Below are 24,454 nucleotides of genomic sequence, written 5' to 3' on the forward strand. Positions count from 1 at the left end.
ATGAATATCGGCGAAGCATCTGAGCGGTCCGGCCTGCCTTCGAAGACCATCCGCTACTACGAGGATATCGGCCTGATCCGCCCCGAAAGGGGCGGAAACGGCTATCGGGACTATGCTGCGGCCGATGTTCACAAGCTGCGCTTTCTGCAGCGTTCGCGCGGCCTCGGCTTCTCCGTCGAGGAATGCCGGCAATTGCTGGCGCTTTATGAGGACAAAGCCCGGGCGAGCGCCGATGTCAGGGACATTGCCGAGACGAAACTCGGGGAGATCGACCGCAAGATCCGCGAGCTCACGGAACTTCGCCGCACACTCGAGCATCTCGTGCATGCCTGCCATGGCAACGACCGGCCGGACTGTCCGATTCTCGAAGAGCTCTCGGACGGTCGCTGACCGCCTTAGAAACGCCGGAAGGCTAGCTGAACGTCCTGAAGGGAGCCTGCTCGGCGGGTTCGTCCTCGTCGCCGTCATCAAGCACGCCTTCATCGAGACGATGCTTGATCGCAAGCGCGTAGATCACGTCGAGAATATTGCGGTCCCTGAGATGAGGATCGGTCAGAGCGAGAAGAGAAGCCCTGACGATCTTCTTGCTGGTGGCTTTCGAGCACCGCGCCTTGACGAAATCATAGAGTGCCTCACCCGTCAGCCCTTCCATGGCGCCGTCCACGAGAGCTTCGTAGACCCGCTTCTTTTCCTTCATTCTTTATCTTCCCCTGCAAATCAGCGGCGTGATGATCTGTCATGTAATTGTCATAAACAATCGCCGATTTAGGGCGCACATGTGCTCGCGGGTGCTATTTCCCTCCGGTTCTTCGGCGGCAATCCGGCCGGCATGATTTTTTTATGCCGCCGGGAATAAAATCCGCCGCGCTTGCGTATACTCAAGCATGGAACGCAAAGACCGCCCCTTCGATGTCATCGGACAGCTTGCAGCGCTGAGGCGCTACGCTCGCGCGCTGGTGCGCAACTCGGATGAGGCGGAGGATCTGGTGCATGATGCTCTGGTGCGCGCCTTCGAGAAGAGAAAGAGCTTCCGAAGCGGCGGTAATCTGCGCACCTGGCTGCTTTCCATCCTGCACAATGCCCATATCGATCGTCTTCGCCGGAATCGGTCGCTGACGCGTCGCCACGACGAAGCGGTTGTCGAAGCCGAGCAGTCGCTGCCGGCCGGCCAGGAACATGCCGTGCGCCTGCAGCAGGTGCGCGACGCCTTCTTCGACCTGCCGGAGGAGCAGCGCGAGGCGCTGCATCTCGTTGCCATCGAAGACCTTTCCTATCAGGAAGCCGCTAATGCGCTCGGTATTCCGATCGGCACGCTGATGTCGCGCATCTCCCGCGCCCGGGCGCAGCTGCGCGAATTCGAGGAGAAGACGCCGCGCGTTTCGCATCTCAAATTAATCGGAGGGAGCGGCAATGAAAGCAGTTGATCCGATCATCGATGCCGATCTCGACGCCTATGTGGATGGCGAGCTCGATGTCGCCCGCCGTATTCAGGTCGAGTCCTATCTCTCGGAGAATCCAGCGATTGCCGCTAAGGTTATGGCCGATCTCAGCATGAAGGGTGAGCTGCGCCTGGCGCTTGCCGGCGAAAATGCCTTCGGCCGTGCCGAGACCCGCGATGCCGCTCGCCGGCTGGAACGCGGCCTTTCCTATGGCCGCATCCTCCAGTCCATGCAGCGCATCGCCGCCGTCGGCATTCTGGTCACCGCCGGCTGGGTGGCGCATAATTCCTTCGGCGCCTTTTCGGCGACCGAGGTGGCTGCTTCCGTTCCGGCCCCCGCCTATGTCGAGGATGCCGTCCGCGCCTATCAGACCGCGGCCCTGCGCGCCTCGATGCCGTCGCAGACCCCGACCAGCTATAGCGCCGAGGACATACGCGCCGCCACCGCGATCGTCATGCCCGAATTGCCGAAAGACTGGAAGATCGCCGACGTGCAGATATTCCCGTCCGAATTCGGCCCGAGCGTCGAGATGGCGATCAAGTTGGCCGATGGAAAGCGGCTCTCGCTTTTCGCCGTCCGTCCGGGAGCCTTCGAGGTCCGGCCGGTCAGCCATCTCGCACTCGAAAAAGCGGAAGCCGCCTATTGGCAGATCGGCGAGGTCGCCTATGCGCTGATCGCCGACGATAGCGGACTCAATCTCGATCAGGCGGCCGAACGACTCGCCCGTTCGCTCTACTAGTTCAAACCGAGGAGATCAGCATGAACCCGATCAATCCCCGATACGGAGCCGTCGCCGGCTCACAGGCCCTCTTCGACGAGGGTCTGCGCCAGCATATGCTGCGCGTCTACAACTATATGGGCCTTGGGCTCGTCATAACGGGCATCGTTGCCTTCATCGTCGGCTCGACGCCGGCGCTTTATGTACCGATCTTCGGCTCACCGCTGAAATGGGTGGTGATGCTGGCGCCGCTCGCCTTCGTCTTCTTCTTCTCCTTCCGCATCCAGACGATGTCGGCGAGCACCGCCCAGATCACCTTCTGGGCCTTCTGCGCCGTGATGGGCCTGTCGCTTGCCTCCGTCTTCCTGGTCTTCACCAAGACGAGCATCGCCCAGACCTTCTTCATCACCGCGGCCATGTTCGGCTCCATCAGCCTTTACGGCTACACGACCAAGCGTGACCTCTCGAAGATGGGCTCGTTCCTGATGATGGGCCTCTTCGGCATCATCATCGCCGCCATCGTCAACATCTTCCTGGGCTCGAGCGCGCTGCAGTTCGCTATTTCGGTGATCGGTATCGTCGTTTTCGTCGGTCTGACTGCCTACGACACCCAGAACATCAAGGAACAATATTCGGAAAATTACGATCAGGAATCGAACCAGAAGCTTGCCGTCTTCGGTGCGCTCTCGCTCTACCTGAACTTCGTCAACATCTTCCAGCTTCTGCTCAACTTCACCGGCGAGCGGGAATAGGATCGCGCTTCTGGGGGCAATGGAAGCGCAAGAGCGTCCGGTCTGCAATCTGTGACAGGATCGCAGACCGGGCGTTCACTCTCAAAGACACGGCCGGACGTCGACCCGGCCGTGTTTTTTATTTCAGATGATGCCCCATGCGCGATAGCGGCCGCGGCCGGTGATTTCACGAATGCCAATCTCGTTGACGAGGTTCAGCGCGCCGCGCGGCGTGATGCGCAGATGACGGGCGATCATCGCTGCCGATACCATCGGCCGCGACAGGATGAAATCGGCAAGCTCCGGCAGGCTGCTGTTCGAGCGACGGCCGCGAAAGCGCAGCTCCATTTGCGTGCGGGCCAGCGACAACCGATCGATTTCCTTGAGGCCGGCCGCCGCAGCCAGCTGCATCGCTTCGAGAAAAGCTTGCAGCCGCGTCGCCCGGTCGCGGGCCCGACGCCGCTCGTGGCGCACCAATTTCAGCCCGCCGTAAAAGGAAAAGAGATGCGAAGCGACCTTGCCGCGGGCGCGCAGGTAGCTTTCGACCAGAAGCCCGCCGAGCCAATGCTGACGCCGCAAAGGCTCGATCCTGTCCCAGGCTTCGAACAGGATGACGGCGCCGAGAACCGGCGGCAGGCTGTCGGCCAAGGGCAGCACGCCCCGCCACTCCGCGAGCCGCTGCTCCTCATCCCATTCCTCGTCGCCCAACAGGCCGAGAGGGTCATCGTTGCGCTTGACTGGAGATATTGCGGCCGCCTCGCCGGACGGCGCTTTGCCCGTATGGATGTCGATGAGCTTCTGCGAGCGGGCAAGAATCGCATCGATCTCGGCCAACTCGGCAGCGAGCGGCGCATCTTCATTCTCGCCCTCTTCGTCGGCCCCGACCGCAATCGCCTGGCTCTTGGCCTCGTGAGTGATGCCCTCCCCTTCCCCCGCGGTCGCGGTCAGCGTTGCCAGCCCCGAGGCGCCGAGCGCCCAGGACGGTTCGCCGGTCCAGATGCGCCGACGCGTCCGCAGCACCGAATGGGCGATCGTCAGTTCGTGGCTGGGAGCGCGGCTATCCATATGCGCGTCGTGCAGAACGAGGTCCTCGACGTGGACGAGCTCGCCGGCGACCCATAGCGCACCTGCGGCATCGAAGAAGTGGCTGCGTTCGGCAAATCCCTCACCAACCGACGAGCGCAACACCCGCTCGTCCAGCCGCGCCACCGCATCCTCCGCCGCGGCAAGCAATGGCAGCAGGATTTGGAGCATTACACCGTCGATATCGTAGCGCATTGTTAAGCTTTGCGGTTTTTCACAAATGGAAGCAAAAGGGCAGTTTTCTTCCGCCATCTATGACATGGTTAACGGTTCGTTTCAACAAAGTGCGGGAAGGAAGCGAAGAAGATGGCCGATGGCCGATCCACAATCCCTTTAACCGCTGCGACTGGCGCGAAGCTTTTGGGCCGTTCATCCCGTTTTTCTCGCCATCGGGGGACCATTGGCCCGCATCAACGCCATCAACATCGGACCGAGCGAGAACTCACCGCGCTCCGCTCGCCGCGTCAGATCACGCAGGTAGCCGCCCGCCGAATTGATATGGCCGCCGCGTTCCAGAATGCAGGCGATCACAGTGGCAGCATTTTCCGGCCCCATGACATCGCAGGCCTGCTGATAGGCGCTGGGGCTGACGCCGAGGGTTGAACGGACGACGACGGCGGCGGCCATCAAATCCCGCCAGCTGCCGATGCCGCCGCCCGGCCCATAGGCAACAATCTCGGGGCAGGCCTGCAGCACCATGGCAAGGGGGAAGGATTTCGGCGGCTCCCGCCGCGGCCGCGGTTCTTCCTCCGGCTTTGCGCCCTGCTTCGGTTCGAAGCTTGGTTCAAGTTCAGATATGGGGTGTGGGTTTGAATTATGTATGTGCCAACCGTTTCGGCTGTCATTGGCGTCTGTTTTTTTTGCTTTTGTCTTCGATTCCAGCGTCTTGACGATTAGTTCGCGGAAGGCTTCGAGATCGGTCAGCAGGTTCTGGAGCTCCGCGGTCGACGGACGGCGCGGCAGGCTTGCCGAGAGGCGATTGAAATGCTGCTGCATCTCGATCCATTCGCCGGCAATTTCTTCTTCCAGCGCGATCTCGATGAGCTTGGTGATGTCACGCCGGCAAAGGCTCAGCCGCTCTCTCAGGCGCTTCCATTCGAGCTTGTCGGCCAGCACCTGCGCCGCCTGGGCTTCGATCTCGCGAGCGCGCACGAGGAGTGGCGCCAGGCTGAAGCCGAAGGCCTCCCCGAGCCCGCCCTCGCCGTTGCGGCGGGCAAACCGTTTTCCGTTCGGACTGTCCCGCCGGATGATCAGGCCGGCCTCCACCAGCATCGCCAGGTTTCGGCGCAGCGTGGTGCCGGCCATGCCATGGGTGCGCAGTGACAATTGCTCGTTCGACGGAAAGACCACGAAACCGTTGGCCTCGGCAATCTCGTTCTTCGGATAGAAGGTCAACAGCGCGTTGAGAACGGCAAGCGCCCGGTCGGACACGCCGATCATGCTCTTTGCTTCGCAGAGCGCGCGAAAGATCTTCCATTTGTCGACCGATGCGTCCGGATCGACTTTGCTGGCATTTTCCTGGCTTGCCAGCATGCCAAACGTCATCGATCGCCGCCCAAAGGGCGTCGATACATATTGAGGCTCCATGTCCCTCACCTTTTTTCAAGGCAAAAGAAATCTACCACCCAAAAGGATGCCGAAGATGCTTGACACTGATTCGAGGAAGTGCGATTCTCAGATTGTCCAGATATGAGAAAGGCTTCCGCGACGGCAACGTTCGGAGGCTTTTTTCTTTTGCGGCTTACTCTCCTGCTTGCAACTTGCCGGCCTGATAGGCTTCGTAAAGCTCATCGAGACGGCGTGAAATGTAAGCGCCGAAATCCGGCGCGTCGCCGGTTTTCAACGCGATCGTGAAGGAATTGCCGGCGCTCTTGATTCGGCCGGCAATCTTGCCGCCGCTCTTCGGCTTCCAGTCATATTCCGTGGGCTCCGGCTTCGCATCTTTCCTGGCAACTTCGGCGACCAACAGCTCGAATCGGCGGTCGCTCTCCTCCGCCTTGAACCGATCCGAGGCGATGAGCTTCGCAAGCCGCGCCACCGTCGTCCCATTCCAGTCCTGGGCAAGCGCCACCCACTTGCGTCGTCCGATACCGGGTGCGTCCCCCACCGACCTGATGATTTCGGCCGGAATGGCCTTGGCGACCGACAACAGTTTCGATAGCTCGGTCTTATCGGTGGACAGCGCCTTCATGATAACGGGACGCTCAAAGCCCTTGAGCTCGAGATTGAGAGCAAAGACGGCACGTTCGATATAGGAAAGGTTCCGGCGCGCCGAATTCTCGATGCCCTGCGCAATGACGACATCGGTGTCGTCGAGCTGACGGACGATCGCCTGCACCTTACGCCCGAGCAGCTTGACGGCCTGCAGCCGGCGATGGCCGTAGGCGATCTGGTAACGCTCGCCGTCTTCGGGATGGCGTCGAACAAGGATCGGCACTTCCTGGCCATTGTCGGCAATCGACTGCACCAGCTCGTCCTCGCGATCGAGCGGCTGGTCGGCAAGGCGATCGCGGACGAAGGATGAATCGATCAGGTCGGGATCGAGTTCGACGATGCGCTCGCCGGAGAGCAAAGCCTCCTGCATCGCCCTGCTCTCCTCCTCCATGCGGCCAAGGGTCAGCGCCATTGTCCGAACCGGACCAGCCGATCCGCGCGAAGAAGGCTCCTCGTAGTTGGCCGCGGCCAACTCCTGCGCTGTATCGTCGAAAAGACCTTTCAGGCGATCGCGTCTGCTCATGTGCGGCCCCAGGCTTTGTGAATGCCGGCAAGAACCTCGCCATTGGCAGCGTTGACCGATTCCAGCGCCCGATCATAGGTCGAGCGGCGCACCTGCCCCTTCTCGATTTCAAAAAGCGTCTGTTTTGTCAGGCCGGCATCCGCGATTGCCGTCGATTTGAGAATGGTTGCCGTCAGCACGTCGTCGCCGAAGAGACTCCGTAGCAGCGCAACAATCTGCGACTGCGGCGCATCGAAGGGTTCGTGGCGGGTGACGACATATTTGATGAAGTCGTGCTGCAGGTCGCCGCCCGCCCTGCGAACCACGGAGAGAAGATCCGAGGTCATCAGCAGGAACTGCGACATGGAGGCGACATCGACCATTTGCGGGTGGATGGTGATGAGCAGCGACGTGGCGGCGCAAACGGCACCGAGGGTGAGGTAGCCGAGCTGCGGCGGGCAGTCGATCACCACCACGTCGTAATCGGCCTCGACCTCGGCAATGGCGACGCCGACGCGACGGAAAAACAGCTCGGCCGGTTTCTGGCGGTCATTGAGCGCCCGCGGCGTCTCATGCTCGAACTCCATCAGTTCGAGATTGCCGGGCACCAGATCGAGTCCGTCGAAATAGGTCTTGCGGACGATCTCCTTCAGCGGCTTACGAGCTGCATCGTAGCGAATGGCACCATACAGCGTATCGCCGTCTGAAAGATCGAATTCCGGCTGCACACCCAGCATGGAGGAGAGCGAGGCCTGCGGATCGAGATCGATCGCCAGCACCCGGTAACCCTCCAGCGCCAGATATTGCGCCAGATAGAGCGTCGTCGTCGTCTTGGCCGAACCGCCCTTGAAATTGGTGACGGCGACCGTCTGCAGCTTTTCGCCGGGGCGTCGCCACGGGAGGTAGCTCAGCGCATCCTTCGGCTTGAGATTCGCCATATAATGGCGCAATTCATTGATCTGCCCGAGCGTATAGGAGCGTCGACCATTCGAGGAAAGTTCCGGCTGCGGCCCCTTGCCATCCAGCGAAAGCTGACGAAGATACCCGTCAGAAACGCCGATCATTTGGGCGGCTTCGCCGGAAGAGAATGTGCGCAGCGTCTTCTGCGCAAGCGGCGGAAACAGCTTGTCGCGGAGGAGCTTCAGCTGCCGCGAAAGCTGGTTCGCATGCCGCTCGATCCGCACGTCTGTCGTCGATACGCTAATGTTGTCCAAAACACCCAATCCTTTTCGATGCGCTTTTCTGTCAACATAGCGTCAAAAAGCGTATCGAAAGTGACACGATTCGGGATTTACGGCAACAATAGGGGTCAAGCCGCCGTGGCGCGCGAGTTGGCCGCGGCCAACTCCCTGCCCCGCCCTTGCGGCCAGCCCGGTTTTTCGGCAATACCGCTTGGCCACACGGGGAAATATCCGCTTGAAGCATATCAATATCATCGGAATCGGCACGGGCAATCCGGAGCACGTCACCATACAGGCGATCAAGGCGATGAACGCCGCCGAGGTGATCTTCCTGCCGCTCAAGGGCGCCGGCAAAGAAGAGCTCGCCGAGATCCGGCGGGAGATCTGCGAGCGTTATGTCACCCGCTCAGGCGTCCGGATCGCGGAATTCGAGGTGCCGCAAAGGCAGACCGCAGACAGAAGCTACTCACAAAGCGTCGATGCCTGGCACGGCGAGATCGCCAATATCTATGGAGAATTGATTTCGGGGCTGCCGGACGGCGGCACCGGCGCCTTTCTCATCTGGGGTGATCCCAGTCTTTACGACAGCACGATCCGCATCATCGAACGCGTGCGCCAAGCAAACAGCATTGAATTCGACTACAGCGTCGTTCCCGGCATCACCAGCATCCAGGCTTTGGCGGCCAGCCACAAAATCCCGCTCAACCTCGTCGGCAAGCCGGTCGAGATCACCACTGGGCGGCAGCTGGCGCGGGATGGACTTCGCGGCGGCAGCACGGTTGTCATGCTCGATGGCGAACAGGCTTTTGCGAAGATCGACGATGCCGACGCCGAGATCTTCTGGGGCGCCTATCTCGGCACTCAGGACGAGATCATCCGATCGGGGCGGCTCGCAGACATCGCGGCCGATATTCAGGCGCTGCGGACCGAGGCGAGACAGCGGCACGGCTGGATCATGGACATATATCTTTTACGCAAGGGACGCGACTTCGAGGAATAGCCGCCGCCGTCATGTTTTGCCGCACAGGCCGCGATCATGTAAGGGATGATCAGAGGATTGAGAATGGGCACGAAGGCCGCCAAGGCAATCGACAGGACAGACGAGGCGGATCTCGATGATCGGCCGCCGGCGAAGCAACGCCCGCGCGGCGCCTGTCCGGCCCTTGCCGCACCGATGCCGACCGGCGACGGGTTGCTCGTACGACTGCGTCCGGCCGGTGGCGCCTTGACGCTGGCGCAATTCTCAGCGCTTGCCCGCTCGGCTGCGGAGCATGGAAACGGCATCGTGGAAATCACCGCGCGCGGCAACCTGCAGATCCGCGGACTACGGGCCGAGACCGTGAGACGTCTCACCGCCGATATTGATGCCGCCGGGATCGCCGTGCCGGACGGGCCGGCCATCGAAATATCGCCGCTGCACGGCATCGATCCCGAGGAAACGGGCGATCCGGAAGCGCTGGAAAAAACCTTGCGCAGCAAGCTCGCAGAGCTGCTCGCCTCGCCGCGGCTCGCGCCGAAACTCTCGCTCATCATCGACGGCGGCGGCGCATTCGGTTTGTCGGCGCTCTCGGCCGACATCCGTATCGTCGCACAGCCCGGCGCACAATGGCTCGTGACGATCAACGGCGACGGCGAGACGGCAACGCCGGTCGCGAAGGGCCCCATGGAGACAGCAATATCAGCCGTTGGCGAGATTCTCGATCTTCTGGCGGTGGGGCAGAGCAGGCGGGCGAGGGACATCGATCCGGCCCTTCTGCGGGCGCGGTTTCCCGCTATGGACGCCATCCGATTTCGTCCGTCGCATCAAGAACAAACGCCGCTTTCCGGCTTGCACCGACTGAAGAACGGGAAACACGTGCTTGGCGTGCGGCCGGAATTCGGCCAGATGAGGGCGCCCGATCTGACCGCCCTGCTCGACGACGCAAAAACTCATGGCGCAACAGCCATCCGGCTTGCGCCCGGCCGCGGCTTCTTCTTCACCGGCTTTCCGGCAGATGCGGCGCCGGCTCTGCAGATCACCGCGAGCAACCTTGGCTTTACCGTGCAACCCGGCGAGAAAAGCGAATATGTCGCTGCCTGCGCCGGCGCCGGCGCCTGCGGCTCCGCTTTCTACGAGACGAGAGCCATGGCGCGCCGCCTCATTGCCGCAGCACCCGTTCTCTTCGACGGATCTCTGACGATCCATCTCTCCGGCTGTTCGAAAGGCTGCGCCCATGCCGGGCCGGCGCTGACGCTGACCGGATCGGCGGATGGTTTCTGCCTCGTCATCAACGGCCTTGCCTCAGATCTACCGGATGAACGGATCGCTGGCGGTCGGATCGATTTCGCTATAGAGAGGCTCGCCCGGTCCATCGAAGACAACAGGAGCGCTGGCGAATCGGCCGCCGCCTGCCTTACACGGCTTGGCGCAACCAGCGTTTCGAAGGCGCCGCGACAGGAATAGGAATGCCAGACTACGATTACATCCGCAGCGGCGACGCGATCTACGAGCGTTCCTTCGCGATCATCCGCGCCGAGGCAGATCTTTCGCCTTTCACCGAAGACGAGGCTGAAATCGCCGTTCGCATGATCCATGCCTGCGGGCTCGTGGAAGCGGCGAAGCATTTCGTCTTTTCCACCGATTTCGTCAGCACCGCGCGCGACGCGCTGAAGGCCGGCGCGCCGATTTTCTGCGATGCGGAAATGGTGTCGCACGGCGTCACACGGGCGCGGCTGCCGGCGCTGAACGAGGTGATCTGCACGTTGCGCGATCCCGCAACGCCGGAGCGCGCACGCGAGATCGGCAATACACGCTCGGCCGCCGCCATGCATCTCTGGCTCGATCGGCTCGGCGGGAGCATTGTCGCGATCGGCAACGCGCCGACCGCGCTCTTCCATCTTCTCGAACTCCTGCGCGACGGCGCGCCGAAACCGGCGGCGATCCTCGGCATGCCCGTCGGGTTCGTCGGCGCGGCGGAATCGAAGGATGCGCTGGCGGAAAATTCCTATGGCGTTCCCTTCGCCATCGTGCGCGGCCGGCTCGGTGGCAGCGCCATGACGGCGGCCGCCATCAATGCGCTGGCGAGGCCGGGCCTATGACGACACCAGGCCGTCTCATCGGCGTCGGCACGGGTCCCGGCGACCCGGAGCTTCTGACCCTCAAGGCCGTGCGCGCCATCGAACGCGCGGATGTCATCGCTTACTTTGCCAAGCAGGGCAGGGGCGGTAACGGCAAGGCGATCGTCGAGCCGTTGTTGAAACCTTGGGTCACTCTGCTGCCGCTCTACTATCCCGTCACCACCGAGATCGACAAGAATGACGAACGCTATCAGAGCCTGATTACCGAGTTCTACGACCGGTCTGCAAGAGACATCGCCGGGCATCTCGACGCCGGGCGCACCGTCGCCGTTCTCAGTGAAGGCGACCCGCTCTTCTACGGCTCCTATATGCACCTGCATGTCAGGCTTTCCACGCACTACCCTACCGAAGTGATCCCCGGCATCAGCGCCATGTCGGGCTGCTGGTCGCTGGCCGGCATGCCGATTGTCCAGGGCGACGACGTGCTTTCCGTACTGCCCGGTACGATGGCCGAGAGCGAACTGACGCGCCGCCTTGTCGATACGCAAGCTGCCGTCATCATGAAGGTCGGCCGCAATCTGCCGAAGATCCGCCGGGCGCTTTCGGCAGCCGGCCGGCTAGCGGACGCCGTCTATGTCGAGCGCGGCACTATGGCGAATGCGGCGATGGAAAAGCTTGCCGACAGGAGCGACGGCGATGCGCCCTATTTCTCGCTCGTGCTGGTGCCGGGCTGGGAGGGCAGCCGATGAGTGGCAGGCTTTTCGTCATCGGCACCGGTCCCGGCAATCCCGAGCAGATGACGCCGGAAGCGCTGGCCGCCGTCGAGGCGGCGACGGATTTCTTCGGCTACGGACCTTATCTCGACCGGCTGCAGCTCCGCTCCGATCAGCTGCGGCATGCGTCTGACAATCGGGAGGAGCTCGACAGGGCAGGGGCGGCGCTTTCCATGGCAGCGGATGGCGCCAACGTCTGTATCGTCTCCGGCGGCGATCCCGGTGTCTTCGCCATGGCCGCTGCCGTCTGCGAGGCGATCGAGAATGGGCCGGCGGCGTGGCGCGCCGTCGATCTTACCGTGCTGCCCGGCGTCACGGCAATGCTGGCGGTGGCCGCAAGAGCTGGGGCGCCGCTTGGCCACGATTTCTGCGCAATATCACTATCAGATAACTTAAAGCCTTGGAATATCATAGAAAACCGGTTGGGTCTGGCGGCAAAAGCGGGCTTCGTCATCGCGCTCTATAATCCGATCAGCCGGGCGCGGCCGTGGCAACTCGGCGAGGCTTTCAAGCTGCTGCGCGACTATCTGCCGGCAACGACCCCGGTGATTTTCGGGCGCGCGGCCGGGCGGGCAAACGAGCGCATTGCGGTGCAGCCGCTATCGCAAGCGGATGCATCGATTGCCGATATGGCGACCTGCATCATCATCGGCTCCACCGAAACGCGGATCGTCGCCCGCTCCGGCAAGCCGGACCTGGTCTACACGCCACGTTTCATGGCGGGGGGAAAGAGGTGATCGATCGCCGCAAGCGCCGCCTCGACGGTTTCGACCGATGTGATGATTGGCGACGGCGCACGCGCCACCATCATCACCTCGATGCCGAGCAGGCGCGCCGCCTCGATCTTTGCATAGGTGGCCGTGCCGCCGCTGTTCTTGGCAATGATGACATCGATATGATGCCGCCTCAGCAAAGTGCATTCGCTTTCCAGCGTAAAGGGACCGCGGTCGAGGATGTATTCGACATTTGCAAGCCGAAGCGGCCGTTCGACGGGATCAACGCTGCGGATGAGATAGTGATGTTGCGGCGCCGCTTCCGCGTGGTGAGCGCCCTGCCGGCCCGACGCCAGGAAGATACGTCGGGGAGATTGGCCGAGTGCCGCGATGGCCGCCGGGATGCTCTGCACGTCCCGCCAGCGATCGCCCGGCAGGCGTTGCCATTCGGGGCGACGCAGAGCGATCGCAGCGACAGCGGCAGCCTCGGCTGCGACGGCGGCATTTTTGGAAATTCGTTCGGCGAAAGGGTGCGTGGCGTCGATCAGCAGGCCGTAGCCGCCGGCTTTCAGAAGATCGGCCAGCGCCATGGCACCGCCGAAACCACCGATACGGACCGGAACAGGCTGCACGGCCGGTTTCTCGGTACGTCCGGCAAGCGACAGCAGAACATCGCAATCATCACGCGCCGCGAGCGCTTCGGCGAGCAGGCGCGCCTCGGTGGTGCCGCCGAGGATCAGGATGCGAAGTCCCATGTCTGATGTCTTTCCCACTTGCAACAAGCGCTGGCTGACTATTATCGGCATCGGCGAAGATGGTCCAGCAGGGCTGGGCGAGGAGGCGAAGAGGCTGATCGCGACCGCACCCACCGTCTTCGGCGGAGCGCGGCACCATGCGCTTGCCGCATCGCTGATATCGGGCGAAAAGCTTGCCTGGCAGAGTCCCTTCGAGCGCTCGGTCGATGCCGTCCTTGAAAGGCGCGGCACGCCTGTCGTCGTGCTCGCCTCCGGCGATCCGTTTCTCTATGGCGTCGGCGCAACCCTCTGCCGCCGTGTCGCGGCCGAAGAGATGCGTGTCATTCCGGCGCCTTCGGCCTTCAGCCTTGCCGCGTCCCGGCTCGGCTGGCCGCAGCAGGACGTGACGACGATCTCGCTGCACGGACGCCCGCTCGACCTAGTCCGACCGCATCTGCACTCCGGGCGGCGCATCATTGCTCTGACCTCTGATGAGAAGGGACCCGGCGCGCTCGCAGCCTTGCTTGTCACCACCGGCTTCGGTCAGTCGAGACTTACCGTGCTAGAAGCCTTGGGCGGTGCGCGGGAACGGCAGAGATGCGTCGTGGCGGCGCATTTCGATCTCGCTGACATTGACCCTCTGAACGTCTGCGCGCTCGAGATCACGGCAGGGGAGGGGGCTCGCATCCTGTCTTTTGCCGCGGGTCTCGAGGATGATTTGTTCGAGCATGACGGTCAGATCACCAAACGCGAGATCCGGGCGATGACGCTTTCGGCGCTTGCGCCACGTCACGGCGAACTGCTTTGGGATGTCGGCGCCGGCTCGGGATCGATCGGCATCGAATGGATGCTGTCTGATCCCAGCCTGAAGACGATCGCCGTCGAGCAATCGCCGCAGCGGGCGGCGCGGATTGCCCGCAATGCATCCGCCTTCGGCGTGCCGCATCTCGCCGTCGTCGAGGGTTCGGCGCCCGATGCGCTGCGAGGCCTGCCGGAACCGGATGTGATCTTCCTCGGCGGTGGCGGCAGTGAAGCTGATGTCATCGACATTGCCATCGCCGCGCTGAAGCGGGGAGGGCGGCTCGTCGCCAATGCCGTGACGCTTGGCATGGAAGCGGTATTGATCGCCGAGCATGCAAAACGCGGCGGCTCCCTCACACGGATCGAAATATCGCGCGCTGCGCCGCTCGGCAGCATGAGCGGCTGGCGGCCGGCGATGCCGGTAACGCAATGGCGCTGGACGAAAGGATAACGGGATGACGGTGCATTTCATTGGCGCGGGACCGGGCGCTGCGGATCTGATCACGGTGCGTGGCCGCGATCTCATCGCCCGCTGCCCGGTCTGCCTTTATGCCGGCTCGATCGTCTCGCCGGAACTGCTGCAATATTGCCCGTCTGGCGCGCGCATCGTCGATACTGCCCCGATGTCGCTCGATGAGATCGAGGCGGAATATCTCCGCGCCGCTGCCGCCGGCCAAGACGTCGCCCGGCTCCACTCCGGCGACCTCTCCGTCTGGAGCGCGGTGGCCGAGCAGGTGCGCCGGCTGCAGAAGCACGGCATCGCCTATACGATGACCCCGGGTGTTCCGGCCTTTGCCGCTGCGGCCGCAGCACTCGGGCGCGAACTGACGATCCCGGCCGTCGCCCAAAGCCTGGTGCTGACCCGCGTGTCCGGCCGCGCTTCGCCGATGCCGAATGAAGAGACGCTGGCGAAATTCGGCGCGACGGGCGCTACACTGGCGATCCATCTGGCGATCCATGCGCTGAAACAGGTGGTCGACGAGTTGACGCCGCTCTACGGCGCAGACTGCCCGGTCGTCATCGTCGTCAAGGCCTCCTGGGCGGACGAGCGCATCCTTTCCGGCACGCTCTCTGATATCGAGGCAAAGGTTGCGGCTGAACCGATCGAACGCACGGCGATCATCTTCGTCGGACCGTCGCTCGCGGCGGAAGATTTTCGCGAGAGCTCGCTCTATGATCCGGCCTATCAGCGTCGGTTCAGGGGCCGGGAATAACGTCTCACGATCGGCCGCTCGCCAGCGGCCGATCGTGAAGAGAACGTGCGTCGGGCCTCAGACCCGCGCGGTCAGATAATCCATGCTGGCGCGCAGCGCAGCGGCCGGATCCTTGACCGCATGAACTTCCGCAGCAAAAGGTTCGAAGGAGAACGGGCCCTTATAGCCCGCCTGCAGCAACGCCTTGATCTGCCCGGCATTGTCGAGCCGGTCGTCGCCGTCCACGAGCACGCGATGGGAGTCACGCATATCGGCAACGGAAACCGAGGGATCGCTGACGCCGGAAATGTGCACGAGGCCGGCGAGCTCGGGGAAGGTTGCTGCTTCGCCGGCAAGGTGATGGTGGAACGTGTCGTGGACGAGCTTGAAGGTCGACTGCACGCCGAGTTCCCTGATCGCCTCGGCCGCCTCGGTCTTCGAACGCAGCGAGCAGATCTCGAAACCGAGCGGCTCGACGAGGCCGATGATGCCGGCTTTGTCGAGCATCGGCTTCAGTGCTGCCAGGGACTGGCGCAGATTGGCCCGGCGTTCGCCGTCGGCGCAGCCTGTGCCATCGTTCTTCGGAACGAGGACCAGCGCCTTGGCGCCACAGGCGGCGGCATAGTCGATCAATTCCCTAGCTTCCCTGGCGCGGGTTTCGTTCCATTCGTTGAAGCGCTGCAGGGCGTTGATCGAAATGATCGTCAGCCCGTGGCGGACGGCGGCTTCTCTGATCGCTTCGGGTTTGGTGCCGTCGAGAATGGCATTGCCGGAAAGGTCGTTGCGGATCTCAACGGAATCAATGCCGAGCGACTTTGCCAGCGCGAAGAAATCGTCGACAGCAAGCGACGGCGCGGCCATGTGGTTGAGGGCAAAGCGGATCGAAGTCATGACGGGTATATCCTCCTCGTCTCCGCGACAGAAGCGGAGCAGTACTCGTGAATGGGCGAGCGAATCTCTATCCGAATTTGCCGGGCAATCCATCCGTCATTGCCGGCGCCCGCCCTCATTGCTGAAAGAATTTCAGGCGGAATGATAGAATTCCATCACTCCTCAGATATTCTCGGAAATATAGATATTGAAAGGCAGGAAGGATTGGCCGGGAACGGCAGCCTCACCATGTTCTATCGCGCCGAGCATCAGCGATAAGAGCTCCTTGCAGAGAGCGGGCAGGGGAGTGGCGACCACCATGGTGACGATGTCGTCGGCGAGACCAGCCTTGCTCTCCGGCGTCAACTCATTGACGACAAGCACGATCCGGCCGCCGACATCCTCTTCACGGAACGCCGAAATCGCCCCCTCCATGCCGCCGCCGCAGACATAAAGCCCGACGAGGTCGGGATGCTTCTGCAGCAGCGTCAGCGTTGCCTCATGGGTGATTTCGGCGGTCTCCAGGTTGATCAATGTTTCGACGACATCGAATTCAGGCGCATTCTCCCGGAAATAGGAGCGGAAACCGATCTCCCGCAGTTCATGGCCGTGGAAGCGGTGACTGCCGACAAAACAGGCGACCTTGCCTGGCCTGTGCGCCGTGCGCGCAATCATCCACGCGGCGGTGCGTCCCACCTTGCGGTTGTTGACGCCGACATAGGCGTCGCGCACGCCGGTGGCGAGATCGGAGAGCAGCGAGAAGACGGGAATGCCGCGCTCCTTCAATTCCTCCACCGCGGTCGTCACCGCGGGATAGTCCGGGCCGACGACGGCTACGGCCTGATTGCGGGCGCCGAGCGATTTGATCTTCTCATTGATGGCGGCAGGGGTCGTCGCAGACGGGTATTCGATCTGGACCTGGAGACGGGCGGTGGTGACGGCGCGCGCCGCTGTTTCGATTTCGCGGGCGAAGGTCTGATAGAAGGCCTGCGTCGGCTTCTGCAACAGGAAGGCGAGCTTGTATTGCGGCAGATCTTCGAAGACGCGCTGGCGGATGAGGCCGACCGCGTGATAACCGATCTCCTGCGCCGCATCATAGACCCGCCGCGCCGTTTCCTCTCGCACACGATGACGAGCGTTGAGAACGCGGTCGACAGTGGCGACGCTGACGCCGGAGGCGCGGGCAAGATCGGAGATGGTGGGACGGCGCATGGTGTTCCTGATGTATTCGCTCATGGATGCGAGCCATTCATGATGGCTTTTGATAGATTACATCAAGCCTGCATTGAGCGTCGCCCAAAGTCAACCTATTCTCCGGGCAACGGCATAGGGAGGCGGATAATGGCGAGCCAGACAAAGAAACGTGACTACGACCTGCTCGGTGAAAGCGGCCGCACCGCGGTGGAGACGGGACTGGCGGCTGCCGAATGGTATCACACCGAGATTCCGCGCAAGGAGATGAAGGCGCTGATGCAGCGCTCCGATGCGCCGGCCATCCGTGACACGGTCATCTGGCTCGGCAGCATGCTGGTCTTTGCCAGTCTCGGCATCTATTTCTGGGGTTCCTGGATCGCGCTGCCCTTCTTTCTCGCTTACGGCGTGCTCTACGGCTCGGCCTCCGACAGCCGCTGGCATGAATGCGGTCACGGCACCGCGTTCAAGACGCGCTGGATGAACGACGCCGTCTACCAGATCGCCTGCTTCATGATCATGCGCAATCCGGTGACCTGGCGCTGGAGCCATACGCGCCATCATACCGATACGGTCATCGTCGGCCGCGATCCGGAGATCGCCGTCATGCGGCCGCCGGATCTCTTCCGGCTAATCCTGAATTTCTTCGGCATCCTCGACGTCTGGCATACCGCCGTCGACATGCTGCGCAACGCCTTCGGCGTCATCAGCGCGACGGAGAAGACCTTTATTCCGGAGATGGAACAGCCGAAGGCAATCCGTTTCGCCCGCATCTGGCTGGCGATCTACGTCGTCACCATCGCAGTTGCCATCGCCATGGGTTCGATCCTGCCGCTGATGCTGATCGGCCTGCCGCGCCTCTACGGCGCCTGGCACCATGTCCTGACCGGCCTCCTGCAGCATGGCGGCCTTGCCGACAACGTCATCGATCACCGGCTGAACAGCCGTACGGTCTATATGAACCCGATCAGCCGTTTCATTTATTGGAACATGAACTACCACGTCGAACATCACATGTTCCCGATGGTGCCCTATCACGCGCTGCCCCGGCTGCACGCCATGATCAAGCACGATCTGCCGGCGCCGAACCGGTCGATCTGGTCGGGCTACCGCGAGATGATCCCGGCTTTCCTGCGCCAGTTGCGCAACGAGGATTATTTCCTGAAGCGGGAATTGCCGGCCACCGCGCGGCCCTACCGCGAGGAATTCCACAGCGAACTCGCCCCGGCGGCGCAATAATCACAATCGAGGGAGGTTAAAGATGAGCGGAAACTGGATCGAAGTCTGCGGCAAGGACGAGATCGACGAAGAGGATGTCATCCGCTTCGATCACGGCGGGCGCACCTTCGCGGTCTACCGCAGCCCCGACGACGAATTCTTCGCCACCGACGGGCTCTGCACGCATGAACATATCCATCTCGCCGACGGGCTTGTCATGGATGAAATCATCGAATGCCCGAAACATAACGGCCGCTTCAACTACAAGACGGGCGAAGCCAAGGGCGCGCCGGTCTGCGTCAATCTCAAGACCTATCCGGTGAAGGTCGAAGGCGGCTCCGTCTTCATCGCTGTCTGAGGAGGCGGATGTGGCTCATTTCGTCATCCTCGGTGCGGGCGAATGCGGTGCCCGCGCCGCTTTTGCTCTGCGGGAAAAAGCTTTTGCCGGCGAGATAACGCTTGTCGGCGCCGAACCCCTTCACCCTTATGAACGGCCGCCGCTTTCGAAGGCCGCTGCCGCCGATGCCGGCGATCCGAAATTCATCGCGGCTGCGGAAAAATACGCCGAAAGCGGCATCAGGCTGCTGACCGGTCTTGAAGCCAGGGATTTCGATCCTGCCTCCCGCACCGTCATGCTTTCGGATGGCACTGCGCTCTCCTACGACAAGCTTCTGCTGGCGACGGGGGCGGCCGCGAGATCGTTCCCCGGCGCTCCGGAAGGCAATCCGCATATCCGTTCGCTGAGGACGCATCACGATGCGGCCGCTCTGCGCGAGGCGATGAAGCCGGGGCGGCATATCGCCATTATCGGCGGCGGCTTCATCGGGCTCGAACTTGCCGCGACGGCGCGCCTGCTTGGCGCCGACGTCACCGTTATCGAGGGGCTGGAGCGCGTGCTGAAACGCGGCGTGCCGGAGGAGATCGCCCATCTGCTCACCGAACGCCACCGCGCCGAAGGCGTCGATATCCGCTGCGGCGTCTCGATCGAGGTGTTGACCGAGGAAGACGGGAAGGCCGTCGTCAAACTGTCGACTGGCGAGGCGGTAGAGGCCGATCTCGCCCTCGTCGGCATCGGCGCGCGGCCGAATGTCGACATCGCCGAAAGGGCGGGGCTTGCAATCGAAAACGGCATTGCCGTCGATACCTATCTCCGGACCTCGGCGCCGGATGTTTTTGCCGCCGGCGACTGCTGCTCCTTTCCGCTGCCGATCTATGGCGGCCGGCGTGTCAGGCTCGAATCCTGGCGCAATGCCCAGGAGCAGGGCACGTTGGCCGCAGCCAACATGCTCGGCCTCGACGAAGCCGTTTCATCCGTGCCGTGGTTCTGGTCGGATCAATACGACATGACGCTGCAGATATCAGGCCTTGCCGAAGGGGCGGTGCTGCATCTGCGCCGCGACCTCGGACCAGACGCCTTCATTCTCTTCCACCTCGATGCCGATGGCCGCTTGGTCGCTGCAAGCGGCATCGGACCGGGCAATGCCGTGGCGCGCGACATCAGACTTGCTGAAATGTTGATCGCGGCTGGCGCCCATCCGGACCCTGCCGCGCTGACATCAAGCAAGGTCAAGCTGAAATCCCTTCTGGCCGCCTGAGCCTCCCGATATTTTCAAAGGAATTGATGATGAAAAAACATAAGCGTGCAACCGTTGCCGATCTGCTTGCGGAAAAGGGCAAGCGCCAGCTGACCATGCTGCGCGTCACCTCGCTCGAGGAGGCCGAAGCCGCTGAAAAGGCCGGGATCGACATGGTCTCTGTACCACCGTCGCTGCTCGGTCCGGTCTTCCGCGAGATCGCCCCCACGCCCTTTGCCATTCCCGGACTTGAATATGGCGACCATGTCTCGGCGGAAGATTATCTGCGCGCCGCCTTCGCGGCGCTGAAGACCGGCGGCGATGCCGTCTATTGCGCCGCGAGCCTGCAGACGATCCGGCGCCTGCGAGACGAGGGCATCCCGGTCTGCGGCCATCTCGGGCTGATTCCCTCGAAAGCCACCTGGACCGGAGGCTTCCGCGCCGTCGGCAAGACGGCAGCAAGTGCGGCCGAGATCTGGCGGCAGACCAAAGCGCTCGAGGAGGCCGGCGCCTTCGCCGCCGAAATCGAAGTCGTGCCGGGAGATGTCGCCGCCGCCATCAGCAGCAACACCTCGATGCTGATGATCTCGATGGGCGCGGGCAGCGGCTGCGACGCTCAATATCTCTTCGCCGACGACGTGCTCGGCGCCAATCGCGATCATTATCCCCGCCATGCCAAGGTCTATCGCAACTTCGCCGCCGAACATGACCGGCTGCAGCGCGAGCGCATCGCCGCCTTCACCGAATTCGCCGAGGACGTCAGGACCGGCGCCTATCCGGAAAAGCGTCACTGCGTCGGTATCGACGAGGCCGAACTGAAGATTTTCCTCGACCGGCTGACTAACGAGACGGACAAGCGCTGACGCCTTCCCGGCGACTCCCTTCTTCCCAGCGGGAGAAGGGGAAAGTTGCATTGGCTTCCGTCGCCGGCTGTGGCAGGAATGATCCATTCGATTCATTCGGAACGGAGTATTCGCCCCCCTGTGACGATCGGCTTTGCGCATGCGGAACTGATTGCAGTGCTCGTCGCGGTGACGGGGGATGAGCCGCGCGTCATGACCATCCGCTCCGGCAACGCGCTACCGTCGGGCCCATTCGAAATGGGCCATCGTACCCTGCAATCGGGCTTGCGCGAATGGGTGCAGGAGCAGACGGAACACCCGGTCGGCTATCTCGAACAACTCTATACCTTCGCCGATCGAGACCGGAACAACGAGATTCTTGGCGGGCGGACGATCTCGATCAGCTATCTCGGCCTCGTCAACGAGCAGGCCGGCGCCGGCCGGCCGGGATGGCACGGCTGGTACGACTATTTTCCCTGGGAAGACCATCGGCAGGGCAGGCCGGCCGTGCTGGACAAGATCGAGGCACGCCTCAGAAGCTGGGCGGATGCCGATCCGGCCCGGCGCGACCATCGCCATCGCCGCGCCGATTTCACCTTCGGCCTCGACGGCGGCGGCTGGAATGAGGATCTGGCCCTGCAACGCTATGAACTGCTTTATGAAGCCGGCCTCGTGGCCGAAGCCGGTTGCGGGGTCGAGGCCAATCTCGGCCGGGCGATGTTTGCCGATCACCGCCGCATTCTGGCGACCGGGATCGCCAGGCTCCGCGCCAAGATTAAATACCGCCCGGTCGTCTTTGAACTGATGCCGGAGAGTTTTACGCTTTTGCGGCTGCAGCGCACGATCGAGGCTCTGGCGGGGCTGACGCTGCACAAGCAGAATTTCCGCCGCCTGATTGAACAGCAGGAACTGGTCGAGGAAACCGGCGGAACCGAAAGCGAAACCGGCGGCCGGCCGGCCAAGCTCTTCCGCTTCCGCCACACCGTGCTCGAAGAACGGGCGCTCGCAGGAACGAAATTACCGCTCTCCCGCAATTGACATATGCTCATAACGAGAATATGTCTTTGCCTATGATATGCTCAAATAGAGTATAATTAGGAGCCGGTCATGAATCACCCAGTTTCCGCATCCTCGCTCTACAACCGCGTCAGCCGCGTCATCCCCAAAGCCGAATGGATGTCGTTCGCGGACGACGTGGACGCCATTCTCGAGCTCAAGCGCCGCCGCAATGCCGTCATTCTCGCTCACAACTATCAGACGCCTGAGATTTTTCACGGTGTGGCCGATATCGTCGGCGACAGCCTGGCGCTCGCCCGCAAGGCTGTCGAGGTCGATGCCGATGTCATCGTGCTGGCCGGCGTGCATTTCATGGCCGAGACCGCCAAGCTTCTGAACCCTGGGAAAACCGTACTGATCCCCGATCTCGGCGCCGGCTGCTCGCTGGCGGATTCGATCACCCCGGAGGATATTGCGCTGCTGCGCCAGGCTCATCCCGGCGTGCCCGTCATCACCTACGTCAATACCTCGGCCGCGGTGAAGGCCGCCTCCGACATCTGCTGCACTTCGGGCAATGCCAAACAAGTGGTGGAGTCGCTCGGCGTGCCGAAGGTGCTGATGATCCCCGACGAATATCTGGCACGCAACGTCGCCCGTGAGACGGACGTCGAGATCATCGCCTGGCATGGGCATTGCGAAGTGCATGAACTCTTCACCGCCGACGATGTCCGCCAGCTGCGTGAAAGCCATCCCGGCGTGACGGTGCTCGCCCATCCGGAATGTCCGCCGGAGGTGGTGGCGGAGGCCGATTTCGCCGGCTCCACCGCTGTGATGTCGGATTATGTCGGCAGACAGAAGCCGGCGCGCGTCGTGCTGCTGACCGAATGCTCGATGAGCGACAACGTCGCAGTCCACCATCCCGACGTCGAGTTCATCCGCCCCTGCAATCTCTGCCCGCATATGAAGCGGATCACGCTTGCCAATATCCGCACCGCACTTGAGGAAAATCGCCATGAAGTGAGGGTCGACCCGGCCATCGCTTTCGCCGCCCGCCGTGCCGTCGAGAGGATGCTGACGATATGACCGAGATCCTCAAGCAGTTGGCCGGCCGCACCGTCATCGTCGGCAGCGGCCTCGCCGGGCTGATGACGGCGCTGACACTGGCGCCGGAACGCTCCATCGTCGTCACCCGCGGCGCCCTCGGCGCCGAGACATCGAGCGCCTGGGCGCAGGGCGGCATTGCCGCCAGCATCGCCGCCGACGACAGCGCTGCACTGCATCTTGCCGATACGCTTGCAGCCGGCGACGGGCTCTGCGACCGGAGCGTCGCCGCCGGCATCATTGCGGAGGCGCCGACGGCCATTGCAGCACTGGAACAAGCCGGAGTCCGCTTCGACCGTAATGAAGCCGGGAAACTCTCGCTCGGATTGGAGGCCGCCCATAATCGCCGCCGTATCGTCCATGCCGAAGGCGACGGCTCGGGTGCGGCGATCATCGCAGCGCTGGTGCGTGCCGTGGCGCGCACACCTGCCATTACCGTGCTCGAAGGCTTCGAGGCGCGACGGATTTTGATGGACGGCGAGCGCGTCGCCGGGCTGCTCTGCGCGACCGCAAGCGGCGGGGCCGCGGTTCTTCCGACGACAAGGCTGGTGCTCGCCACCGGCGGGATCGGCGGGCTTTATGATGCGACCACCAATCCGATGGGCAATTTCGGTCAAGGAATTGCGCTCGCGGCAAGGGCGGGTGCCGAGCTTGCCGATATGGAATTCGTGCAGTTTCATCCGACGGCGCTCGATTCACGCCGCAGTCCCCTGGCGCTTGTCAGCGAGGCGGTGCGCGGCGAGGGGGCCTTGCTCGTCAACGAACGCGGCGAACGGTTTATGGCTCGCATACCGGGCGCCGAACTTGCGCCTCGCGACGTGGTAGCGCGCGCCATCAGTGCCGAGATCGCTCGCGGCGGCCGCGTCTTTCTCGACGCTAGCAAGGCGCTCGGCAGCCGCTTTGCCGCACGCTTTCCCGTCATATCAGCCCTTTGCGGCGAGGCCGGCATCGATCCGGCCAAAGACCTTGTGCCAGTGCGTCCGGCCGTGCACTACCACATGGGCGGCGTCGCGACGGATGACAATGGCCGCAGCTCGGTCCCCGGCCTCTGGGTCGCCGGCGAGGCCGCGTCGACCGGTCTGCACGGCGCGAACCGGCTTGCCAGCAATTCGCTGCTCGAGGCGGCGGTCATGGGCATGCGGGCGGCGCGCGACATATCGGCTATGCCGGCGGGCGGCACCGGCGCCATCTTCGCAGAACAGCTGCCGGCGCCCACCGACGCATCCTCCATTCGCACGATCGTCTCGCGCCATCTCGGCGTATTGCGCAATGCAGATGCCCTTCACGGAACAATCGCCGCGTTGCTGCCACTTGCCGAGGGCGACGGTCCTGCCGCCGATCCGGCCATTGTCGCATTGCTGATCGCCGTCTTTGCCAGCCTGCGGATGGAATCGCGCGGCGCCCACGCCCGCACCGATTTTCCCCTGAAGCTCGCCGATACGCAGCGCCGCCGGATGCGGCATTCCCAAGCGCTGGAGATTGCCCGCGCCACACCACCCTATTCGCTGGCCAGGAGCGCCTGA

Annotated in this window: 26 protein-coding genes; 18 read left to right on the forward strand and 8 right to left on the reverse strand. The window is 62.9% G+C overall.

Going from position 1 to position 24,454, the window contains the following annotated elements; genetic code table 11:
• The gene (cueR, locus tag GGD53_RS19465; protein ID WP_064808024.1) at positions 1 to 390 is read left to right on the forward strand and encodes a Cu(I)-responsive transcriptional regulator; all 390 of its coding nucleotides are present in this window, start codon (positions 1 to 3) and stop codon (positions 388 to 390) included.
• Between the two features lie 22 nt (positions 391 to 412).
• Here the strand turns inward: cueR and GGD53_RS19470 are convergent, their stop codons facing one another.
• Positions 413 to 697: a hypothetical protein gene (locus GGD53_RS19470; RefSeq protein WP_088392196.1), complete on the reverse strand. Its 285-nt coding sequence runs from the start codon at positions 695 to 697 to the stop codon at positions 413 to 415.
• 187 nt (positions 698 to 884) lie between these two features.
• Here GGD53_RS19470 and GGD53_RS19475 point away from each other — a divergent pair, with 187 nt between their 5' ends.
• Genes GGD53_RS19475 through GGD53_RS19485 form a run of 3 tightly spaced genes read left to right on the forward strand, consistent with a single transcriptional unit; the run spans position 885 to position 2,909 of the window.
• Positions 885 to 1,424 carry a sigma-70 family RNA polymerase sigma factor gene (locus GGD53_RS19475; RefSeq protein ID WP_184458517.1) on the forward strand — a complete coding sequence of 180 codons (540 nt, stop codon included), beginning with the start codon at positions 885 to 887 and terminating at the stop codon, positions 1,422 to 1,424.
• Positions 1,411 to 2,178, forward strand: a complete 768-nt coding sequence (locus GGD53_RS19480; RefSeq protein WP_184458519.1) for an anti-sigma factor family protein — start codon at positions 1,411 to 1,413, stop codon at positions 2,176 to 2,178. The genes GGD53_RS19475 and GGD53_RS19480 overlap by 14 nt, the downstream gene beginning before the upstream one ends.
• 20 nt (positions 2,179 to 2,198) lie before the next feature.
• Complete coding sequence (locus tag GGD53_RS19485; protein WP_184458521.1) at positions 2,199 to 2,909, forward strand: Bax inhibitor-1/YccA family protein; 711 nt, start codon at positions 2,199 to 2,201, stop codon at positions 2,907 to 2,909.
• Between the two features lie 123 nt (positions 2,910 to 3,032).
• Here GGD53_RS19485 and GGD53_RS19490 read toward each other — a convergent pair whose 3' ends face one another.
• From GGD53_RS19490 to repA, 4 genes are all read right to left on the reverse strand, one after another.
• Complete coding sequence (locus tag GGD53_RS19490; protein WP_184458523.1) at positions 3,033 to 4,166, reverse strand: RHE_PE00001 family protein; 1,134 nt, start codon at positions 4,164 to 4,166, stop codon at positions 3,033 to 3,035.
• A 174-nt stretch (positions 4,167 to 4,340) separates the two neighbouring features.
• Positions 4,341 to 5,558 carry a plasmid replication protein RepC gene (gene repC / locus GGD53_RS19495; RefSeq protein WP_184458524.1) on the reverse strand — a complete coding sequence of 406 codons (1,218 nt, stop codon included), beginning with the start codon at positions 5,556 to 5,558 and terminating at the stop codon, positions 4,341 to 4,343.
• 154 nt (positions 5,559 to 5,712) lie between these two features.
• Positions 5,713 to 6,708: a plasmid partitioning protein RepB gene (gene repB / locus GGD53_RS19500; protein ID WP_184458525.1), complete on the reverse strand. Its 996-nt coding sequence runs from the start codon at positions 6,706 to 6,708 to the stop codon at positions 5,713 to 5,715.
• Positions 6,705 to 7,901 carry a plasmid partitioning protein RepA gene (gene repA, locus GGD53_RS19505; protein ID WP_184458526.1) on the reverse strand — a complete coding sequence of 399 codons (1,197 nt, stop codon included), beginning with the start codon at positions 7,899 to 7,901 and terminating at the stop codon, positions 6,705 to 6,707. Before repA ends, repB begins: the two co-directional genes overlap by 4 nt.
• 202 nt (positions 7,902 to 8,103) lie before the next feature.
• Here repA and cobF point away from each other — a divergent pair, with 202 nt between their 5' ends.
• The 5 genes from cobF to GGD53_RS19530 all read left to right on the forward strand — a co-directional run bounded on the left by cobF (position 8,104) and on the right by GGD53_RS19530 (position 12,435).
• Positions 8,104 to 8,868 (forward strand): precorrin-6A synthase (deacetylating), encoded by a 765-nt coding sequence (gene cobF / locus GGD53_RS19510; protein ID WP_184458527.1) that lies wholly within the window; start codon positions 8,104 to 8,106, stop codon positions 8,866 to 8,868.
• Between the two features lie 63 nt (positions 8,869 to 8,931).
• Positions 8,932 to 10,311 (forward strand): precorrin-3B synthase, encoded by a 1,380-nt coding sequence (cobG, locus tag GGD53_RS19515; RefSeq protein WP_184458528.1) that lies wholly within the window; start codon positions 8,932 to 8,934, stop codon positions 10,309 to 10,311.
• 2 nt (positions 10,312 to 10,313) lie between these two features.
• Positions 10,314 to 10,946: a precorrin-8X methylmutase gene (locus GGD53_RS19520; protein WP_184458529.1), complete on the forward strand. Its 633-nt coding sequence runs from the start codon at positions 10,314 to 10,316 to the stop codon at positions 10,944 to 10,946.
• Positions 10,943 to 11,674 (forward strand): precorrin-2 C(20)-methyltransferase, encoded by a 732-nt coding sequence (locus GGD53_RS19525; RefSeq protein WP_184458530.1) that lies wholly within the window; start codon positions 10,943 to 10,945, stop codon positions 11,672 to 11,674. The genes GGD53_RS19520 and GGD53_RS19525 overlap by 4 nt, the downstream gene beginning before the upstream one ends.
• On the forward strand, positions 11,671 to 12,435 hold the full coding sequence (locus GGD53_RS19530) for a precorrin-3B C(17)-methyltransferase (protein ID WP_184458531.1): 765 nt from the start codon (positions 11,671 to 11,673) through the stop codon (positions 12,433 to 12,435). Before GGD53_RS19525 ends, GGD53_RS19530 begins: the two co-directional genes overlap by 4 nt.
• Here the strand turns inward: GGD53_RS19530 and GGD53_RS19535 are convergent.
• Positions 12,399 to 13,166 (reverse strand): cobalt-precorrin-6A reductase, encoded by a 768-nt coding sequence (locus GGD53_RS19535; protein WP_184458532.1) that lies wholly within the window; start codon positions 13,164 to 13,166, stop codon positions 12,399 to 12,401. The two genes, GGD53_RS19530 and GGD53_RS19535, sit on opposite strands and share 37 nt — an antisense overlap.
• Here GGD53_RS19535 and cbiE point away from each other — a divergent pair.
• Together cbiE and cobM are read left to right on the forward strand one after the other, a co-directional pair.
• Positions 13,165 to 14,397 carry a precorrin-6y C5,15-methyltransferase (decarboxylating) subunit CbiE gene (gene cbiE / locus GGD53_RS19540; RefSeq protein ID WP_184458533.1) on the forward strand — a complete coding sequence of 411 codons (1,233 nt, stop codon included), beginning with the start codon at positions 13,165 to 13,167 and terminating at the stop codon, positions 14,395 to 14,397. The genes GGD53_RS19535 and cbiE overlap by 2 nt on opposite strands.
• A 4-nt stretch (positions 14,398 to 14,401) precedes the next feature.
• Positions 14,402 to 15,160: a precorrin-4 C(11)-methyltransferase gene (gene cobM / locus GGD53_RS19545; protein ID WP_184458534.1), complete on the forward strand. Its 759-nt coding sequence runs from the start codon at positions 14,402 to 14,404 to the stop codon at positions 15,158 to 15,160.
• A 57-nt stretch (positions 15,161 to 15,217) separates the two neighbouring features.
• Here the strand turns inward: cobM and GGD53_RS19550 are convergent, their stop codons facing one another.
• Complete coding sequence (locus GGD53_RS19550; RefSeq protein WP_184458535.1) at positions 15,218 to 16,030, reverse strand: TIM barrel protein; 813 nt, start codon at positions 16,028 to 16,030, stop codon at positions 15,218 to 15,220.
• A 162-nt stretch (positions 16,031 to 16,192) separates the two neighbouring features.
• A complete protein-coding gene (locus GGD53_RS19555) occupies positions 16,193 to 17,221 on the reverse strand; it encodes a LacI family DNA-binding transcriptional regulator (RefSeq protein WP_184458621.1) in 1,029 nt (342 codons plus the stop codon).
• Positions 17,222 to 17,350: 129 nt separating this feature from the next.
• On the opposite strand from GGD53_RS19555, the gene GGD53_RS19560 reads away from it, so the two are divergent.
• The 7 genes from GGD53_RS19560 to GGD53_RS19590 all read left to right on the forward strand — a co-directional run bounded on the left by GGD53_RS19560 (position 17,351) and on the right by GGD53_RS19590 (position 24,454).
• Entirely contained in the window at positions 17,351 to 18,439 is a 1,089-nt protein-coding gene (locus GGD53_RS19560; RefSeq protein WP_184458536.1) for a fatty acid desaturase family protein, read from the forward strand.
• Between the two features lie 22 nt (positions 18,440 to 18,461).
• Positions 18,462 to 18,776: a MocE family 2Fe-2S type ferredoxin gene (locus GGD53_RS19565; RefSeq protein WP_184458537.1), complete on the forward strand. Its 315-nt coding sequence runs from the start codon at positions 18,462 to 18,464 to the stop codon at positions 18,774 to 18,776.
• A gap of 10 nt (positions 18,777 to 18,786) precedes the next feature.
• On the forward strand, positions 18,787 to 20,013 hold the full coding sequence (locus GGD53_RS19570; RefSeq protein ID WP_184458538.1) for an FAD-dependent oxidoreductase: 1,227 nt from the start codon (positions 18,787 to 18,789) through the stop codon (positions 20,011 to 20,013).
• A 26-nt stretch (positions 20,014 to 20,039) separates the two neighbouring features.
• Positions 20,040 to 20,855, forward strand: a complete 816-nt coding sequence (locus tag GGD53_RS19575; protein WP_184458539.1) for a 3-methyl-2-oxobutanoate hydroxymethyltransferase — start codon at positions 20,040 to 20,042, stop codon at positions 20,853 to 20,855.
• A gap of 78 nt (positions 20,856 to 20,933) precedes the next feature.
• Complete coding sequence (locus tag GGD53_RS19580; protein WP_184458540.1) at positions 20,934 to 21,872, forward strand: NUDIX hydrolase; 939 nt, start codon at positions 20,934 to 20,936, stop codon at positions 21,870 to 21,872.
• A gap of 69 nt (positions 21,873 to 21,941) precedes the next feature.
• A complete protein-coding gene (gene nadA, locus GGD53_RS19585) occupies positions 21,942 to 22,913 on the forward strand; it encodes a quinolinate synthase NadA (protein WP_184458541.1) in 972 nt (323 codons plus the stop codon).
• The gene (locus GGD53_RS19590) at positions 22,910 to 24,454 is read left to right on the forward strand and encodes an L-aspartate oxidase (protein WP_184458542.1); all 1,545 of its coding nucleotides are present in this window, start codon (positions 22,910 to 22,912) and stop codon (positions 24,452 to 24,454) included. The genes nadA and GGD53_RS19590 overlap by 4 nt, the downstream gene beginning before the upstream one ends.

The sequence above is a fragment of the Rhizobium aethiopicum genome (assembly GCF_014197535.1).
Classification (GTDB): Bacteria; Pseudomonadota; Alphaproteobacteria; order Rhizobiales; family Rhizobiaceae; genus Rhizobium; species Rhizobium aethiopicum_A.

Excerpts from the sequence above, each read along its gene's own strand:
- repC (WP_184458524.1), bottom strand. The coding sequence starts at position 5,558 with ATGGAGCCTCAATATGTATCGACGCCCTTTGGGCGGCGATCGATGACG.
- nadA (WP_184458541.1), top strand. The coding sequence starts at position 21,942 with ATGAATCACCCAGTTTCCGCATCCTCGCTCTACAACCGCGTCAGCCGC.
- cbiE (WP_184458533.1), top strand. The coding sequence starts at position 13,165 with ATGTCTGATGTCTTTCCCACTTGCAACAAGCGCTGGCTGACTATTATC.
- GGD53_RS19560 (WP_184458536.1), top strand. The coding sequence starts at position 17,351 with ATGGCGAGCCAGACAAAGAAACGTGACTACGACCTGCTCGGTGAAAGC.
- GGD53_RS19535 (WP_184458532.1), bottom strand. The coding sequence starts at position 13,166 with ATGGGACTTCGCATCCTGATCCTCGGCGGCACCACCGAGGCGCGCCTG.
- GGD53_RS19555 (WP_184458621.1), bottom strand. The coding sequence starts at position 17,221 with ATGCGCCGTCCCACCATCTCCGATCTTGCCCGCGCCTCCGGCGTCAGC.
- cobM (WP_184458534.1), top strand. The coding sequence starts at position 14,402 with ATGACGGTGCATTTCATTGGCGCGGGACCGGGCGCTGCGGATCTGATC.
- cobG (WP_184458528.1), top strand. The coding sequence starts at position 8,932 with ATGGGCACGAAGGCCGCCAAGGCAATCGACAGGACAGACGAGGCGGAT.
- GGD53_RS19525 (WP_184458530.1), top strand. The coding sequence starts at position 10,943 with ATGACGACACCAGGCCGTCTCATCGGCGTCGGCACGGGTCCCGGCGAC.
- GGD53_RS19470 (WP_088392196.1), bottom strand. The coding sequence starts at position 697 with ATGAAGGAAAAGAAGCGGGTCTACGAAGCTCTCGTGGACGGCGCCATG.
- GGD53_RS19490 (WP_184458523.1), bottom strand. The coding sequence starts at position 4,166 with ATGCGCTACGATATCGACGGTGTAATGCTCCAAATCCTGCTGCCATTG.
- GGD53_RS19575 (WP_184458539.1), top strand. The coding sequence starts at position 20,040 with ATGATGAAAAAACATAAGCGTGCAACCGTTGCCGATCTGCTTGCGGAA.
- GGD53_RS19580 (WP_184458540.1), top strand. The coding sequence starts at position 20,934 with ATGATCCATTCGATTCATTCGGAACGGAGTATTCGCCCCCCTGTGACG.
- GGD53_RS19520 (WP_184458529.1), top strand. The coding sequence starts at position 10,314 with ATGCCAGACTACGATTACATCCGCAGCGGCGACGCGATCTACGAGCGT.
- GGD53_RS19565 (WP_184458537.1), top strand. The coding sequence starts at position 18,462 with ATGAGCGGAAACTGGATCGAAGTCTGCGGCAAGGACGAGATCGACGAA.
- GGD53_RS19475 (WP_184458517.1), top strand. The coding sequence starts at position 885 with ATGGAACGCAAAGACCGCCCCTTCGATGTCATCGGACAGCTTGCAGCG.
- GGD53_RS19480 (WP_184458519.1), top strand. The coding sequence starts at position 1,411 with ATGAAAGCAGTTGATCCGATCATCGATGCCGATCTCGACGCCTATGTG.
- GGD53_RS19550 (WP_184458535.1), bottom strand. The coding sequence starts at position 16,030 with ATGACTTCGATCCGCTTTGCCCTCAACCACATGGCCGCGCCGTCGCTT.
- GGD53_RS19590 (WP_184458542.1), top strand. The coding sequence starts at position 22,910 with ATGACCGAGATCCTCAAGCAGTTGGCCGGCCGCACCGTCATCGTCGGC.
- GGD53_RS19530 (WP_184458531.1), top strand. The coding sequence starts at position 11,671 with ATGAGTGGCAGGCTTTTCGTCATCGGCACCGGTCCCGGCAATCCCGAG.
- cueR (WP_064808024.1), top strand. The coding sequence starts at position 1 with ATGAATATCGGCGAAGCATCTGAGCGGTCCGGCCTGCCTTCGAAGACC.
- GGD53_RS19485 (WP_184458521.1), top strand. The coding sequence starts at position 2,199 with ATGAACCCGATCAATCCCCGATACGGAGCCGTCGCCGGCTCACAGGCC.
- repB (WP_184458525.1), bottom strand. The coding sequence starts at position 6,708 with ATGAGCAGACGCGATCGCCTGAAAGGTCTTTTCGACGATACAGCGCAG.